The organism is Pseudoalteromonas sp. DY56-GL79 (genome assembly GCF_041414765.1).
GTDB lineage: Bacteria > Pseudomonadota > Gammaproteobacteria > Enterobacterales > Alteromonadaceae > Pseudoalteromonas > Pseudoalteromonas piscicida.
In genome coordinates, this window is sequence record NZ_JANHZS010000010.1 from 41,803 (window position 1) to 57,908 (window position 16,106).

17 protein-coding genes are annotated in these 16,106 nt (G+C 43.6%); 13 read left to right on the forward strand and 4 right to left on the reverse strand.

Annotated elements, in window-relative coordinates; genetic code table 11:
- The first annotated feature begins 10 nt into the window (after window positions 1-10).
- The 6 genes from NO992_RS08815 (at window position 11) to NO992_RS08840 (ending at window position 4,650) form a co-directional block, all read left to right on the forward strand.
- Complete coding sequence (locus NO992_RS08815) at window positions 11-508, forward strand: hypothetical protein (RefSeq protein ID WP_010379041.1); 498 nt, start codon at window positions 11-13, stop codon at window positions 506-508.
- A gap of 62 nt (window positions 509-570) precedes the next feature.
- On the forward strand, window positions 571-1,305 hold the full coding sequence (rsmE, locus tag NO992_RS08820; protein ID WP_010379040.1) for a 16S rRNA (uracil(1498)-N(3))-methyltransferase: 735 nt from the start codon (window positions 571-573) through the stop codon (window positions 1,303-1,305).
- Between the two features lie 57 nt (window positions 1,306-1,362).
- Window positions 1,363-2,322 carry a glutathione synthase gene (gene gshB, locus NO992_RS08825; RefSeq protein ID WP_010379037.1) on the forward strand — a complete coding sequence of 320 codons (960 nt, stop codon included), beginning with the start codon at window positions 1,363-1,365 and terminating at the stop codon, window positions 2,320-2,322.
- Between the two features lie 19 nt (window positions 2,323-2,341).
- A complete protein-coding gene (locus NO992_RS08830; RefSeq protein ID WP_371376209.1) occupies window positions 2,342-2,899 on the forward strand; it encodes a YqgE/AlgH family protein in 558 nt (185 codons plus the stop codon).
- Between the two features lie 42 nt (window positions 2,900-2,941).
- Window positions 2,942-3,391, forward strand: coding sequence for a Holliday junction resolvase RuvX (ruvX, locus tag NO992_RS08835; protein WP_017217006.1), 450 nt, complete (start codon window positions 2,942-2,944; stop codon window positions 3,389-3,391).
- A gap of 218 nt (window positions 3,392-3,609) precedes the next feature.
- Window positions 3,610-4,650 carry an alpha/beta hydrolase gene (locus NO992_RS08840; RefSeq protein ID WP_253104429.1) on the forward strand — a complete coding sequence of 347 codons (1,041 nt, stop codon included), beginning with the start codon at window positions 3,610-3,612 and terminating at the stop codon, window positions 4,648-4,650.
- Between the two features lie 12 nt (window positions 4,651-4,662).
- Here the strand turns inward: NO992_RS08840 and NO992_RS08845 are convergent, their stop codons facing one another.
- Genes NO992_RS08845 through NO992_RS08855 form a run of 3 tightly spaced genes read right to left on the reverse strand, consistent with a single transcriptional unit; the run spans window position 4,663 to window position 7,710 of the window.
- Complete coding sequence (locus NO992_RS08845) at window positions 4,663-5,550, reverse strand: hypothetical protein (protein ID WP_371376214.1); 888 nt, start codon at window positions 5,548-5,550, stop codon at window positions 4,663-4,665.
- A complete protein-coding gene (locus tag NO992_RS08850) occupies window positions 5,528-6,649 on the reverse strand; it encodes a PilT/PilU family type 4a pilus ATPase (RefSeq protein WP_010607713.1) in 1,122 nt (373 codons plus the stop codon). Before NO992_RS08850 ends, NO992_RS08845 begins: the two co-directional genes overlap by 23 nt.
- A 14-nt stretch (window positions 6,650-6,663) precedes the next feature.
- A complete protein-coding gene (locus NO992_RS08855) occupies window positions 6,664-7,710 on the reverse strand; it encodes a type IV pilus twitching motility protein PilT (RefSeq protein ID WP_010379026.1) in 1,047 nt (348 codons plus the stop codon).
- A 30-nt stretch (window positions 7,711-7,740) separates the two neighbouring features.
- Between NO992_RS08855 and NO992_RS08860 the strand changes: the two genes are divergently transcribed.
- The 7 genes from NO992_RS08860 (at window position 7,741) to NO992_RS08890 (ending at window position 13,893) form a co-directional block, all read left to right on the forward strand.
- On the forward strand, window positions 7,741-8,424 hold the full coding sequence (locus NO992_RS08860; protein WP_371376217.1) for a YggS family pyridoxal phosphate-dependent enzyme: 684 nt from the start codon (window positions 7,741-7,743) through the stop codon (window positions 8,422-8,424).
- A 13-nt stretch (window positions 8,425-8,437) separates the two neighbouring features.
- Window positions 8,438-9,259: a pyrroline-5-carboxylate reductase gene (proC, locus tag NO992_RS08865; protein ID WP_371376220.1), complete on the forward strand. Its 822-nt coding sequence runs from the start codon at window positions 8,438-8,440 to the stop codon at window positions 9,257-9,259.
- Window positions 9,260-9,268: 9 nt separating this feature from the next.
- Window positions 9,269-9,802, forward strand: coding sequence for a YggT family protein (locus NO992_RS08870; protein WP_119231853.1), 534 nt, complete (start codon window positions 9,269-9,271; stop codon window positions 9,800-9,802).
- Between the two features lie 10 nt (window positions 9,803-9,812).
- Window positions 9,813-10,247 carry a DUF4426 domain-containing protein gene (locus NO992_RS08875; protein WP_010379019.1) on the forward strand — a complete coding sequence of 145 codons (435 nt, stop codon included), beginning with the start codon at window positions 9,813-9,815 and terminating at the stop codon, window positions 10,245-10,247.
- A 7-nt stretch (window positions 10,248-10,254) separates the two neighbouring features.
- A complete protein-coding gene (locus NO992_RS08880; protein ID WP_371376224.1) occupies window positions 10,255-10,848 on the forward strand; it encodes an XTP/dITP diphosphatase in 594 nt (197 codons plus the stop codon).
- Window positions 10,845-11,981, forward strand: a complete 1,137-nt coding sequence (gene hemW, locus NO992_RS08885; protein WP_371376228.1) for a radical SAM family heme chaperone HemW — start codon at window positions 10,845-10,847, stop codon at window positions 11,979-11,981. The genes NO992_RS08880 and hemW overlap by 4 nt, the downstream gene beginning before the upstream one ends.
- Before the next feature lie 79 nt (window positions 11,982-12,060).
- Window positions 12,061-13,893 (forward strand): DUF885 family protein, encoded by a 1,833-nt coding sequence (locus NO992_RS08890; RefSeq protein ID WP_371376231.1) that lies wholly within the window; start codon window positions 12,061-12,063, stop codon window positions 13,891-13,893.
- A 366-nt stretch (window positions 13,894-14,259) separates the two neighbouring features.
- Here NO992_RS08890 and NO992_RS08895 read toward each other — a convergent pair whose 3' ends face one another.
- Complete coding sequence (locus NO992_RS08895) at window positions 14,260-16,062, reverse strand: ATP-binding protein (RefSeq protein ID WP_371376234.1); 1,803 nt, start codon at window positions 16,060-16,062, stop codon at window positions 14,260-14,262.
- Window positions 16,063-16,106 lie beyond the last annotated feature (44 nt).

The window sequence follows — 16,106 nt, forward strand, 5'->3', positions numbered from 1 at the left end:
GCAATATTGCATGAACGCTTTAAGTGATGGATTTTTATTGGTAGATAGCAATTGGGATTTTAGCCAAGAACTCGTCGAGCATTTGCAAAACGTGCGCTCTAGCCAAGCCAGCAACATTATTATCGCGGGTGACAATACCAAACACATGCTTAAGATGATGTTTAAAGAGCAAATAAAAGACTACTGTTATTGTGACTTTGACAATGAAATCAGCGTCTCTGAACTTGCCAGCTATTTGCATCGTCACCATAACATTCATGCCGTGCTGCTCTATTCTCTGGACTATCATTTAGCCACCGAGGAGCAGCGCTTTATTTTTGATTCTCTTCACCCCCACCGGTTTTTAATCGAACAATCCCCGCAAGGTTTTCAGATCACTAAACTGCACTCACAAGCATTAATCAATCACTTATCTTGTCATCCGGATACCGCTGGCCTCCCCGACCCTGACTTGATGCTTGCCAAGCTCACCGGGTTACTATGCGGTAAAGCTAAAGTGGCAGGATGATATAGACTAACCGTGCGCGAGCGCTTACCATTGCCACAAAACAGCAACTGAATAATCGAATTATGCGTATTCCACATATTTATCAAGACTCGCCCTTGGCCATTGGCGTTCCAGTTACTTTGGATGATGACGCCGCAGGACACATAGGCCGAGTGCTTAGAATGACAACCAAAGATAAAGTCAGCCTGTTCAACGGACAAGGTGGCGAGTACCTATGTCAATTAAGTGAAGTTGGGAAAAAGAAAGTCGTTGCTGTACCTGAGTCATTTGAAGACAAAAATGTAGAATCTCCACTTGCCATACATCTTGGGCAAGGGATTTCTCGCGGTGATAAAATGGACTTCACAATTCAAAAGTCGGTAGAGCTGGGTGTGAGCGAAATTACTCCTTTGTTTACCACACGCTGCGGCGTTAAATTAAGTGGTGAGCGTCTAGCAAAAAAACACCAGCAATGGCAAAAGATAGCAATTGCCGCAGCCGAGCAATCCGGACGTAATACCATCACTGTTATTCACCCGCCGATGGAGTTGTCTGAATGGCTTGCACAGCAAAGCGACGAGTTAAAAATCACACTACATCCTCGGGCCGAACATTCAATAAAAACACTGCCGTATACCCAGTCTGGGATCCGCTTTTTAGTGGGGCCTGAAGGCGGCTTTACCGATGAGGAGCTTGACGCCACCGCTCAACAGCGGTTTGTTGATGTCCGTTTAGGCCCACGTGTACTTCGTACTGAAACCGCGGCTCTAACAGTACTAAGCGCACTACAGCTGCAATTCGGCGATTTAGCACTTTAAATACATAGAGTAACCCCCATATCATGGGTAAACTCAGCAAGCGCAATGGGAGCGTCTATGACGATTAAATTAGGGATCATTTCCGATCCAATCAGTGGCTTTAACATTAAAAAAGACACCGGGTTTGCCATGATGCTGGCGGCACAGCAGCGCGGCTATGAATTGTATTACATGGAAATGAATGACCTTTTCTTGTACCAAGGCGTTGCCAAAGCGACAGCAGCAAAAGCGCAGGTATTTGACGATACTTCCCATTGGTATGAACTAGCTGAGAAACAAGAAATCGATTTAGGCGACCTTGACGTTATTTTAATGCGTAAAGATCCGCCTTTTGACACTGAATATATTTACGCCACTTATATTCTTGAGCGCGCTGAACTTGCAGGTTCGCTTGTGGTAAATAAACCACAAAGCCTGCGCGACGCCAATGAAAAGCTCTTTACTGCGTGGTTTAGCGAACATACTCCAGATACTTTGGTTACGCGTAATCAATCACAAATTCGCGAGTTTTTAGCTAAACATGGCGATATCATTCTCAAGCCTTTGGATGGGATGGGTGGCGCGTCTATTTTTAGAGTGAAACAAGATGACGCAAATATTGGCGTGATCTGCGAAACACTTACCGAGCATGGTTCCCGCTATGCTATGGCGCAGAACTATATACCAGCCATTAAAGACGGTGACAAGCGCGTGTTAGTGGTAGATGGTGAAGTGATGCCGTACTGCTTGGCCCGCATTCCACAAGGCGGTGAAACTCGTGGTAATCTCGCGGCAGGTGGCCGTGGTGAAGCAAGACCAATTAGCGAATCGGACCGGAAAATTGCCGAAGCCATTGCCCCAACGTTAAAGGCAAAGGGCCTGATATTCGTTGGCCTAGATATCATTGGCGATAAGCTTACCGAAATCAATGTGACCGCACCAACTTGCGTGAAAGAAATTGAAGCGGCATATGACATTTCAATTATGGATAAGTTTTATGATGCGATCGAGCGAAAACTCGACCATACTAAAAACTAACCATTAAGGGGGTCTGGTTATGAAATCACTCGCTAATCACTTTTTAGTGGCAATGCCCAGCATGGACGACCCTTTTTTCAATCATACGGTAACCTATCTTTGTGAACACAGCGAAGATGGCGCGATGGGGTTGGTGGTAAACCATCCTATCGATATCACCGTGGGCGAATTGCTTGATCAAATTGATATCGATAACGACAAATCTAGCCAAGCGGCTAAGGTAAATATCTACGCTGGTGGTCCTGTTCACACCGACAGAGGCTTTGTATTACATACGCCAAAGTTTGGTTACGCCTCAAGCCAAGAGCTTAGCTCTGAAATTATGATCACCACATCAAAAGATGTTTTAGCCTCTTTAACGTCATCACACTCTCCCGAAGGATTTATCATCACCTTGGGCTACGCCGGATGGGTAAGTGGTCAACTAGAGAAAGAACTGAAAGAAAACACTTGGTTAGTCGTCGAGGCAGACCCCGTAATCATATTTAATACACCACCTGAAAAGCGCTGGGAAAAAGCAGTGCAAATGCTTGGTATCGACGTTGCACAATTAAGCTCGCAAGCGGGTCATGCGTAACTAGCCTGTCATTTTGAGCTTAGGTTAATAAACGAAGTATTCATGGAAAACAAAAAAGAAAAAGTGCCTAAAGGTAAACGTAGCGTCATCGGGTTTGACTTTGGCACTAAAAGTATCGGCTTGGCTATCGGTCAAGAAATCACTGCAACCGCATCAAGTTTAGGTGCTGTTAAGGCAAACGATGGCATTCCAAATTGGGATGACATCGCCGTATTCATTAACGAGTGGCAGCCTGATTTATTGGTGGTTGGCTTACCACTGAATATGGATGGTACCAATCAAGATTTAACATTCAGAGCAAAGAAGTTTGCCAACCGCCTGCATAACCACTTCCGATTGCCGGTAGAAACACAAGATGAACGCTTGACGACAGCAGACGCCAGAGCACGTTTATTTGAACAAGGTGGCTATAAGAACCTTGCAAAAGGTAAGGTAGATGGCATGTCTGCTTGTATTATTCTCGAAAGCTACTTTGAAGCAATGTGGGAATAGCTAGCCTAACTCTTTATTCTGTTGACCTTTAATATCAATTATATAATTGATATTAAAGGCGCAGCTAACTGTAAAAATTCGCCATATCGAGCACCTATTAGTGCTTCTTTACTCTAACCCCTTCAAACAATATCAATCTAATAATTTGACGACTACTCACAGTTTCTAACATGAAATTCTCATATAGTTTGCTGACTCATCCGGTTAAGGAAAAACTCATGGTAGTACAGCACAAACTCTTAGTAACAATATTCTCTTGTTTTTTAGCTTGTATATTATCTGCCTGTAACAATCAGTCAGAACAAGGCAAACTTCAATATACAACGCATACCTTCGATTCCTTCGAGCACCAGCTTGAAGGACGACTCTATACTCCTAAAAGCCTCACAGAAACAGATACTATCGTTATTTTTGTTCATGGTGATGGAGCAATGGACACTACGGCAAAAGGCTATTATTTACCCATAATACAATCTTTAGTAAGTGCAAATATTGCTACTTTCTCGTGGGACAAACCAGGAGTAGGTAACTCACAAGGCAACTGGTTATCGCAATCTATGGATGATAGAGCTACCGAAGTAAAAGATGCAATTCGATACCTGCGTAACACCGGTTATCGGCAAAATAAAATAGCCGTGCTAGGATTTAGTCAAGCAAGTTGGGTATTTTCGAACTTGTACGACGAGGAAAATATCAAGTTTATGGTACTGGTTGGAGGGGCTGCAAACTGGCAGGCCCAGAGTCAATACAGTATGTGGGTACGATTGATAGAGGAAGAAAAGATCAGTGCAGATGATGATGCGGCGATAGCACGTATCGAGAAGCTGAGCATTGAAGAGATGCAACTTATCAAAGCAGGATACGACCAATATATTTCCGCGGCGTTACATCAAGACCCTTTTATGCCAAAGCCTATTGAAGATGAAGCACGCTATAATTTCGTCAGAAAAAATATTGAGGCAGATGTATTTGAAGGTTTTATTCGACTAAACTTACCAATGCTAGCAATTTATGGCGACAGCGATTTTCATGTCGACATAGAACATAGCCAATTAGAGTTTGCACGCGCTTTTGCAAACTCAAGTCAAACAAACGCCAAGCTAGAACAAATCACTATTACCGATGCTGCACACAGTTTAATGAAACCAGAGCTGCCACTTGATGCGATTTTCTCGATTAAAAAAAACCACTTTGCTCCCAATGCAATCGAAACTATCGTCAAGTGGGTGAAGTTGCAAAGTAGTTCTCCCCGCGAATAGCTGTATGAATGACTAGCGTAGTTCCCGTGTAGGGTTTACGACTTGGTACTTCTTCAAATCAGGTATTAACCCTGCTTGCTGATACGCGCTAGTGATCCGGCCTTGCTCACGTAGTATTGCTAGGCCTTTTTGTAATGCAGCAAACGCTCGCTCACCTTCTGGGTGAAGCCGAGACACCGCAAAATGTCTGCTGTCGTTTAACAGCACAACTAGATGCTCATTAGCAATGAGTTCAACATCTTCCAAAACAAAACGATTATCTAGCTTCGGCATAAGCGGCATCAACATAAAGTCGACCCAACCTTTGCTCACCATACGCGCTTGTGACATCCAATCGGGTTCAGCATAAAGCTGTTTAAGCGGAAGTGACTCCAAGGTTTGCCAATCGGTCTGCCACTTAGGGTTGGATACCGAAGTTAGCTGGGTGAGCCCTTGCTCCTCTTTTAGCTGCTTTACTTTTTGATTATCTATCCCGTGATAAATACCAGCAAAATACTGACCTTTTTGAATAACAGGCTCACTGATAAAAAGCAGCCGACCTTTATTTTCAAGATCTGCTTTCCAATAACTATCAAAGTGAAGTAGTTGTTCCCCTTTTTCAAGCAAATTGGATTCACGAAAACTGACAAAACCAGGCGTAAAAATAAATGCTTTGTCGAAGCCACCTTTTTGCAAAGCTTGCTGTGCTATCACCATATCGACAACATCACGGCGTAAATATTGGCCACTAAAATCGGTGACTTTTGTGACGTCGCGTTCACCAACAAAACGTTGATAATCAGCGAGGACATCATCTCTAATAAAGACATTAAGTGCTTCGCTGGCATTAAGTACACCAGCAAAGCTCAGCACAAAAGCGAAGAATAGATAGCTGCGTTTAGTTCTTCGAATCCAACCCATCTACCGTAACCCCTTGTAGGAAGCCCGCACCTTTTTGTTCGTTATTTTGAAGCTTGATCATGAGGCGCAGATCATTTGGCGAGTCAGCATGATGTAGTGCGTCGGCGTAGTTGATCCGCTGTTGTTTATAAAGTTCAAACAACGCTTGATCAAAGGTTTGCATGCCCATGTCTTTCGATTTTGCCATTGCCTCTTTAATTGAGCCAATATCGCCTTTTTTAATAAGTTCGGCAACGAGTGGGGAGTTCAGTAGTACTTCAATGGCCGCCTCTCGACCTTCACCTTTTGAAGAAGGCACAAGTTGTTGCGCCACAATAGCGCGCAAGTTCAGCGCCAAATCGTACTTCAGTTTATCGTGCTTTTCTTTAGGAACTAAGTGCATGATACGGTCGATGGCCTGATTGGCATTATTGGCATGTAAAGTTGCAACGCATAAATGCCCCGTTTCAGCAAAACTCAATGCATATTCCATGGTTTCTTGCGAGCGAATCTCACCAATTAAAATAACATCTGGCGCTTGGCGTAATGAGCTTTTCAAGGCAGATTCGAAACTGTCAGTATCAATGCCCACTTCACGCTGAGTAATGATGCTTTTTTGGTGTTGATGCACAAACTCAATAGGATCTTCAATGGTCAAAATATGGCCACGTTGATTACGATTACGATACCCGAGTAGTGCCGCAAGCGAGGTTGACTTACCCGTGCCCGTACCACCCACAAATAACACCAAGCCACGTTTGGACATAATCACATCGGTCAGGACCGACGGCAAACCGAGCTCATTGACATCTGGAATAGCAGTAACGATACGGCGGATAACCATGCCCGCACAATCCCGTTGCCAAAATGCTGAAACACGAAAACGCCCAATATCGTTAGCAATCGCAAAGTTACACTCTTTAGTGTTAAAGAATTCTTGCTTTTGCTTGTCGCTCATAATTGAGGTAACAAGGTTCAGTGACTGCTCGGCATCTAAGCTTTCTTCACTTAACGCTCTCAGTTCGCCATCAATTTTGGCGCTCACCGCAAGCCCTGCCGAGACGAATAAGTCGGATGCTTGCTGATTGGCCATTGTTTGCAAAAACGGTTCTATATTCATCGCTACACCACTACTTAATAGCCGCTATTAAACTGATTTTTGTCATGGGCTTTTGCACGCGCATCCTGCTGGGTGATCAAACCACGGTTTAATAGATTTGTAAGGCATTGATCCATGGTCTGCATGCCGTGCATTGCACCGGTTTGAATTGCCGAATACATCTGTGCAATCTTGTCTTCACGAATAAGGTTACGAATAGCCGGGATCCCAAGCATGATTTCATGTGCCGCTATTCGCCCGCCGCCAACTTTTTTCACCAACGTTTGTGAAATCACCGCTTGTAGCGACTCTGACAGCATAGAGCGCACCATGTCTTTTTCTTCACCAGGGAACACGTCCACAATACGGTCGATAGTTTTAGGCGCAGAGGTAGTATGCAAAGTACCAAATACTAGGTGACCTGTTTCCGCGGCAGTTAACGCTAAACGAATGGTCTCAAGATCACGTAATTCACCGACCAAAATAACGTCTGGGTCTTCACGGAGTGCGCTTCTCAGCGCCGCGTTAAAGCTGTGCGTGTCTCTATGTACCTCACGTTGGTTAATAAGGCTTTGCTTGTTGTCATGAACAAATTCAATCGGATCTTCGATGGTTAAAATATGGTGATGTTTGTTGTTATTAATATAATCCACCATCGCAGCCAGCGTGGTTGATTTACCAGAACCTGTCGGGCCGGTTACCAATACTAAGCCACGTGGGTTGTCGGAAATCTTGGTAAAAATGTCTGGTGCCCCCAAATCATCTAAGCTCAGCACTTGATTTGGAATAGTACGGAACACCGCTGCAGGACCACGATTTGAATTAAAAGCGTTAACACGAAAACGCGCCAGATTTGGCACTTCGAACGAGAAATCTACCTCAAGGTTTTGCTCATAGTCACGACGTTGATTATCATTCATAATATCGTAGATGAGGCTGCTGACGTCTTTTGCTTCTAACGGCGGGATATTCACCCGACGTACGTCCCCGTCAACACGGATCATAGGGGAAACACCTGAAGAAAGGTGTAAGTCAGATGCTTTGTGTTGAACACTAAAAGCCAATAATTCTGTAATATCCATTTATAACTCCACAATGAGCACTAGTACTATATGGTTACAATAGCAGAACGCTTAGATAACGCCTACGGCAGGATAGAAAAAGCCAAGCAAAACTGTCAATTCAGCGAAACAGTACAATTACTCGCGGTTTCTAAAACCAAACCTATCGCCGATATTGAGGCTGCGATTGCGGCAGGTCAAACCCGATTCGGTGAATCTTACGTACAAGAAGCCGTTGATAAAGTTGCCTACTTCAAACAAAACAAAGCGATTGAATGGCACTTTATTGGTCCAATCCAGTCCAACAAATCAAGATTAGTCGCCGAAAACTTCCATTGGGTACAAAGCGTGGATCGAGAGAAAATCGCACGCAGGCTAAATGAACAAAGACCAACGAACTTAAAGCCACTCAAGGTGCTCTTGCAGGTCAATATTAGCGGTGATGACAACAAATCAGGTTGTCATCCCAATGAGGTTGATACGCTGGCGCAGTTTATTAATGACTGTCGTCAATTGGAGCTTCGTGGCTTAATGACCATCACTGAGCAAACCGATGATAAACAAAAGCAATTACAATATTTCCAGCAAATGCGCGCTTGCTTTGATAAACTAAAGGACCAATATCAACAGCTAGATACCTTATCGATGGGAATGAGTGGCGATTTAGACACTGCGATTGCAGCAGGTTCCACTATGGTTCGCATTGGTACTGATATTTTTGGCAAACGACAGTGAGGTGAATAACACAATGTCAAACAAGACAATTGCATTTATTGGAACGGGAAATATGAGCTATGCCATCATCGGTGGCATGATCAAAAGTGGCTTTGACGCGCAGTCTATTATTGCCACCAACCGCAATGCAGAGAAACTTGCCAAAGTCGCAGAGCAATTATCGGTAAGAACAACACAAGATAACCTAGAAGCAGTCGCCGCGGCTGACGTCATTGTCTTGTCTGTAAAACCACAGATGATGGCCGAGCTGTGTCAGACCTTTCAAGATGCAGATATTGATATTAGCAATAAACTGTTTATCTCTGTCGCCGCCGGAATTACCGTTGCACGACTGAGAGAAATGCTCGGCCAACCGGTAAAAATGGTGCGCTGCATGCCTAACACGCCATCACTGCTCGGACGCGGTGTGTCTGGCCTGTATGGCGTCGACATCTGCGATGAAGAAAAAAACTATGTTGAGCAAGTATTTTCATCCACGGGTATTGCCCTGTGGCTTGATGAAGAGTCGAAAATCAACGACGTTATTGCGGTAACGGGGTCGTCTCCAGCGTATTTCTTCTTATTTATGGAAGCCATTGAAGAAAAAGCTAAAGCCCTAGGCTTTAGTCCTGAGGAAGCCAGAAAGCTTGTGCAGCAAACTGCGCTAGGCGCGGCTGAAATGGCATTATCGCAACCTGAAATTAGCATTGCTCAGCTACGCGCTAACGTCACCTCTAAAGGTGGCACAACCCACGCAGCCGTTGAGCATTTAAAAGCACAGCAATTACCAAAAACCGTAGCGGACGCGATGGATGCATGTATCGCGCGCGCTGAAGCAATGGAAAAAGAAATCTAAAGGTGACCAATGAATGCCATGCAATTTTTAGTCGGGATCGTATTTGATCTATTTTTAATGGTCGTATTACTACGATTCTGGTTGCAGCTTGTCAAAGCGGACTTTTATAACCCGCTAAGCCAAGCGGTTGTTAAAGCAACCTCTTTTGCCGTGAACCCTCTGAGAAAAATCATTCCGGGTGTGGGCGGTTTAGATCTTGCCTCTTTGGTGCTGGCATTCATTATTGGCTTTGCCAAAATGGCGACGCTGATGGCGTTATTCGGTGGTTACTTTGACGCTTTAGGCGCGCTGATTGGTGGCGCTATTACGGTAGTAAAAGAAGCATTTAGTCTGGTGTTCTGGATCCTTATTATTCGCGCCATCTTAAGTTGGGTAGCGCAAGGCTACAATCCAGTTGCCGCCGTGTTCGAGCAATTAACAGAGCCGATGCTAAAGCCTATTCGTAAAGTGATACCACCACTAGGTGGACTGGACTTATCTATTTTAGTCTTAATTATCGGCATGCAATTTTTGCAGATCCTAATGATGGATTTACTGAGATAGGAGCATCCCAATGAAACCATTTATTATTGCGTTAATGATGCTGCTTGCACCAATCGCATTCGCTCAAGATGAACAAGGCGGCCAATTTAAAGACTTAGGTCCTTGGGAAGTGCATTACATCGCCTTCCCGTCTACTTTTGTTCAGCCCACAATTGCAAAAGCGTATGGCTTAATTCGTAGTGGTAACAAAGCGATTGTGAATATCTCGGTCTTGGCCGACAAGCCAGGAAAACCAGCGGTTAAGGCACGCGTTGCAGGTAGCGCCAAAAACTTACTTGGTAAAACCGTACAGTTAGAGTTTAAAGAAGTCGTAGAAGGTGAGGCGATATACTACCTTGCCCAATTAGATTACGACGATGAAGATATTTTTCGTTTCGACATTGAGATCAGTGAAGGTAAGCAAAGCCGCAAACTCACGTTCTCACAGAAGTTTTATGTAGAGTAGAGAAAATATGTCAAATAAAGTGGTACTTGCCACGGGCAACCAAGGTAAAGTCAAAGAGCTTAGCGCGATGCTAAATCAGTATGACATTGAGGTATTACCGCAAAGTGATTTCAACGTGCCAGAGGTTGCAGAAACCGGCACGACCTTTGTGGAAAACGCCATTATCAAGGCTCGTCATGCTGCTAAGATTTCTGGCTTGCCTGCCATTGCCGATGACTCAGGCCTTGAGGTAGACGCATTAAACGGCGCACCTGGAGTATATTCAGCGCGTTATGCTGGCGCAAACGCCGACGACCAAAAAAATATTGATCACTTACTCGCAGCGCTTGGTGAACAAACTGAGCGCAGCGCCCGTTTTTGGTGTGTTTTAGTTTATATGCGCCACGCTGACGACCCAACGCCGATTATTTGTCAGGCGAGTTGGGAAGGTGAAATCACCACAACACAACAAGGCCGAGAAGGGTTTGGTTACGACCCAATCTTTAAGGTACAAGGTTTAGACTACACATCAGCAGAGCTAACCAAGGAAGAAAAAAACGCAATCAGCCATAGAGGACAGGCACTTAAACAACTCGTCAGTCACTTTCAAGGCCTCGCGTGAAACTACCTCCATTAAGTCTTTATGTGCACGTACCTTGGTGCGTGCAAAAGTGCCCTTACTGTGATTTCAACAGCCATGGTAAAAAGGGCGATATTCCTGAAACGGAATATATTCAACATTTGCTCCACGATATCAAAGCCGATCTTCACTATGTTCAAGGCCGTAAACTCAGTAGTATTTTTATTGGCGGTGGCACCCCTAGCCTGCTTTCCGGTGAAGCGTACCGCTATTTACTCAGTGAAATTGAGGCGCTAATTGGTTTTGAGGATGACATTGAAGTCACTTTAGAAGCAAATCCAGGCACAGTTGAGACAGATCGTTTTAAGCATTATGTCGCGGCTGGCATCAATCGTATTTCGATAGGAGTGCAAAGCTTACAACAGGAAAAGCTTACTCAACTTGGTCGTATTCATGGCGAGCAAGAAGCGCTAAACGCCGCTCAAGAAGCCCATCAAGCAGGGTTAAACAGCTTTAATCTTGATTTGATGCATGGTCTTCCTAATCAATCTGTTAGCGACGCCTTAAGTGATTTAGAAAAAGCCATTGCAATGGCACCGCCACACCTTTCTTGGTATCAATTAACCATTGAGCCAAATACGCAGTTTGCCTCTAAGCCTCCGGTTTTACCTGAGGATGAAACACTGTGGGAAATCCAAGAACAAGGTCAGGCACTACTTGCAGAGCACGGCTACCAGCAATATGAGATCTCAGGCTATGCCAAAGCGGGATTTCAATGTCGACATAACTTGAATTATTGGCAATTTGGCGATTATCTCGGGATCGGCTGTGGTGCACATGGCAAAATCACTTTGCCTGAGCAGCAACAGATCTTAAGAACCGTAAAGGTAAAACACCCTCGTGGCTATATGGATCTGAGTAAACCCTATTTGTATGAGCAGTGGCATGTTGCAAACAATGACAGACCATTTGAGTTTTTTATGAATGTATTCCGTTTAAAAACTGCCGCATCAAAACAACAGTTTATTGACTACACTGGTCTTGAACTTAGCGCTATTGCAACGCAAATTGCTGAGGCCGTAGATAAGGGTTTGATTGAGGAAACCAACGATTCATGGCTAGTTACAAATAAAGGCCACCGATATCTCAACGATCTGCTAGAGTTATTTGTTTAATATAGAAATTATGCGGGTGATATTCACTGCAACCCGCATGAAAACCGCCATTCGGCAACATATAATAAAAGGGTATAAAATGCGTAAATTAACCATTTTAGCAGCAGCGGTAAGCGTCGCGCTTTTTGCTGGCTGTCAACAAACCACACACTCTCCAGCACCTGCACCAAAAGCTGAACAACAAGTCGTAAAAAGTGAAGTAGAAAAGGCAAACGCACTTTTTGAAGCGTCGTTTACCCGTGGCGTAATGCGTAGCCCAGTTTACCAAACTTATATGGGTATCAAACAAGACTACGACAAGTGGGATGACGGCAGCGAAGCGCGCCAACTTGAAGATCTTGAACTGACGAAACAAGACTTAGCTGCACTTAATGCAATTGATCGAAATAAACTAGATGCCAATACGCAAGTGAGCTACGACTTATTCAAGCAAGGTCTTGAAAACACCATTGCAGATTTTAAATGGCGTTATCATTCTTATCCAGTCAATCAGATGTATGGTACACACTCAATGGTGCCTGCATTTTTAATCAACCAGCATCAAATTACCGATGTGAAAGATGCCAAAGCATATATCTCTCGTTTAAACGGTGTACCGGCTGTATTTGATCAGCTCATCGTTGACTTAAAAGCGCGTGCAGATAAAGGTATTATTGCACCAAAATTCGTTTTCCCTCACGTCATTGAATCAAGTGAAAATATTATCAAAGGTGCGCCATTTGTAGCTGGTGACGACTCAACATTATTGGCTGACTTCAAACGCAAAGTAGCAACACTTGAAATCAGTGAAAACGAGAAATCAGCGCTGGTTAAAGAAGCAACAGACGCGCTAACAACAGCAGTAAAACCTGCTTATAACAAGTTGATTGGCTACCTACATAAACTTGAGAAAAAAGCAGACAATCGTGATGGTGCATGGAAGTTCCCTAACGGCGAAAAGTTTTATAATAACGCCCTAGCACGTACGACAACCACAGCATTAAGCGCTGAAGAAATTCACGAAATCGGTTTATCTGAAGTGGCGCGTATTCATGACGAAATGCGAGCAATTAAAGAGAAAGTGGGCTTCAAAGGCGATTTAAAAGCCTTTATGGAGTTCATGAAAACCGACAAGCAGTTCTACCTTCCAAATACAGAAGCTGGTAAGGCACAATATTTAGCCGAAGCCAAAGCGATGATCGATAATATGAAGTCACGTTTGGATGAGCTGTTTATCGTTAAGCCAAAAGCGGACATGATAGTAAAACGCGTAGAGGCATTCCGCGAAAAATCTGCAGGTAAAGCGTTCTACCAGCAACCCGCGCCTGACGGCTCACGTCCTGGTGTTTACTATGCAAACCTTTACGACATGGAAGCGATGCCAACTTACCAAATGGAAGCCTTGGCTTATCACGAAGGTATTCCGGGTCACCACATGCAGATCGCGATTGCTCAAGAGCTAGAAGATATGCCTAAATTCCGTAAGTTTGGTGGCTACACTGCATACATCGAAGGTTGGGGCTTATATTCTGAACTTGTACCAAAAGAAATGGGTTTATACGAAGACCCCTATTCAGACTTTGGTCGCTTAGCGATGGAATTATGGCGTGCATGCCGCTTAGTTGTAGATACAGGGATCCACGCAATGAAGTGGACACGTCAAGAAGGTATTGATTACTACGTAAACAACACACCAAATGCTAAGTCAGACGCAGTGAAGATGGTAGAGCGCCATATTGTTATGCCTTCACAAGCCACTGCGTACAAAGTGGGGATGTTGAAGATCCTAGAACTTCGTGAAGCCGCTAAGAAAGAACTAGGCGATAAGTTTGATATTCGTGAGTTCCACGACGTTGTACTGAAAAATGGCCCAGTTCCACTAAACGTGCTTGAATCATTTGTTGATGAGTGGGTCGCGAGCAAAAAAGGCTAACTCCTACTGCCAATGAACCGAATAAAAGCCAGCATGATCAGTCATGCTGGCTTTTTTTACTTTATTTACCTTACATAAGCTGTATTCAGATAAGCAAATCGGTATAAGAAATAACGGCCGCTAGAGCGCGAGTTGTTATTCCGCGCCCCGGTTATACCAATTATCTTAATTAAGCGGCCTATTTTGAGGCAAGAAAATCTTGTCGATAACACCGCTACCGTATCCTGCTATCGCCAAGGTACCTACATCCATGTAGGCAAGGAAAATATTTTGCTATTTAGTTGTTCTAAATAATAAATTTTTAACGCAGTTAGCATCAGATTTGCTCCTTCAAATTGAGCAAGTATTAAGACTAATTGGTATTACTTACTCTTCTGTAAAATTAAACTCTGTTCCAGTTAAAATAATGTGCAAGCAGGCACCACCATGCGCAGGGCTTTGCATTTTGATTTCACCCTTCAGCTTCTGCGTTACTAAGTTATACACAATACTCAAGCCAAGCCCTGTCCCCCCCGAAAAACGCTTTGACGTAACGAAAGGCTCAAAGATAGCAGGCAATAATTCTTTATCTATTCCCGCGCCGTCATCTTTAAAATAAAAATGGATATAATCATTAATTAACACGGTAGATACCACAATATTGAGCTTTTGCCCGTCAATCTTGGCGTGCTTGATGCAGTTGTTAATACTGTACCCAACAACTTGGCTAAACACCGATGGGTAACTGATTAAAGTTAAGTTTTCGGGGATTTCGAGTTCAATGGCATAGTCTTCTTGGTTTAATTCTGATTGGTAGCAATCAAAGACATTTTTAACTAAATGCTTAAGGTTGAACGTACTCTTTTCTTCAAACTCTCGATTCACTGCCACGAGCTTAAAATCATCTACCAGCGAAGCTGTGCGGTGGAGGTTATTTTCTAATAAATATAGCGCAGCTTCTGCCTCAGTAATTAGTGTGGTCAAGGTTTGCCGCTGTAACTTACCAAGTTCGAGTTGTGACTTTAGTGTAGCGACTTGCTCTTTTAAATGCGATTGGCTGGTAATAGCAACACCAAGCGGTGTATTAAGCTCATGAGCAAAGCCACTCACCATATTTCCTAAGCTCGCCATTTTGGCTTCTTCGATCAAGCGTTGCTGTGCTGCGCTCAGGCGCGCAAGCAAGGTTTCAATAAATGCTAATAGATCATCAAGTTGATGAGCTATTTGTGCAATCTCATCGTTACCGTCAATATTCACCCTTAAGCTAAAGTCTTCAAGCTTAGCTACTTTTACGAGTACTTTATTGATAGCCAGTATATGCCGTGTGACTTTGCTATTTTGATAATTCAGTAAGATAAGCACGGCAATATTCATCAGCACAATTAAAATAAGACCATATAATATGATACTTTCTTTACGTTCTTGTGTAACGGCTTGGGTACGGATTGATACTATTTCAAACTGGCTTCTTAATTTTTGCTTCTCGGTGAATAGCTCCGCACGAACACCTTCACCATCGTGCAAACCTAGCTTTCTCAAAATAGCAACATAGCTTGCAAAGCCCGCGTCATAACGTTTAAGCAAGTTGCTTATCTCTTCACTAAGCGCATTGTCTTTGATTAGTTGCTCAGCATGCATGACGATTTGTTCATGCTGCTGCAAATAACTTAAGTCAGCTCTTAACAAAAAGTCTTTTTCTCTACGCCTTAATTCCAATATGGCAATTTCCAACTGAGGCATAGCTTTACCAGAAATTCGATCCTGTAAAGCATGAGCGCTACGTCTGAACTCACCATAAATGCCTGCATTTTCGTCATAGCCGAGCTGCTCATGTAAGCGGATAAGTTCATCTAGTTTACCAAAGTAGGCTTTTGACAGTTCATCGAGTTGTAATAGCAACGGCAGCAAGGCCTCTTCATTGGCCATAGAATTAAGTAAGTTACTAAAGCTATCCTGATAGCTGTACTTTAATTGTGGGATGGCAGAAACATCATCTTTTTGTGCTCGAATAAGAATATGCTCTTCTTGATCCATGGTTCGTTGTAGAGCGGTTTGCAATTGAGTAAGTTGTGCGGTAAGGCGGGCACTACGACTCACTTCGTAATACAAAAACCAGCTGACGAAAATGATCACAATCGCAGAAGTCAACGCGGCAATTTTGAAAAATAGAACTGACTGCTTTAGCTGCACGGCACATTCTCACTTAATTGATACTCTGTAAGCTTAGTATAGTT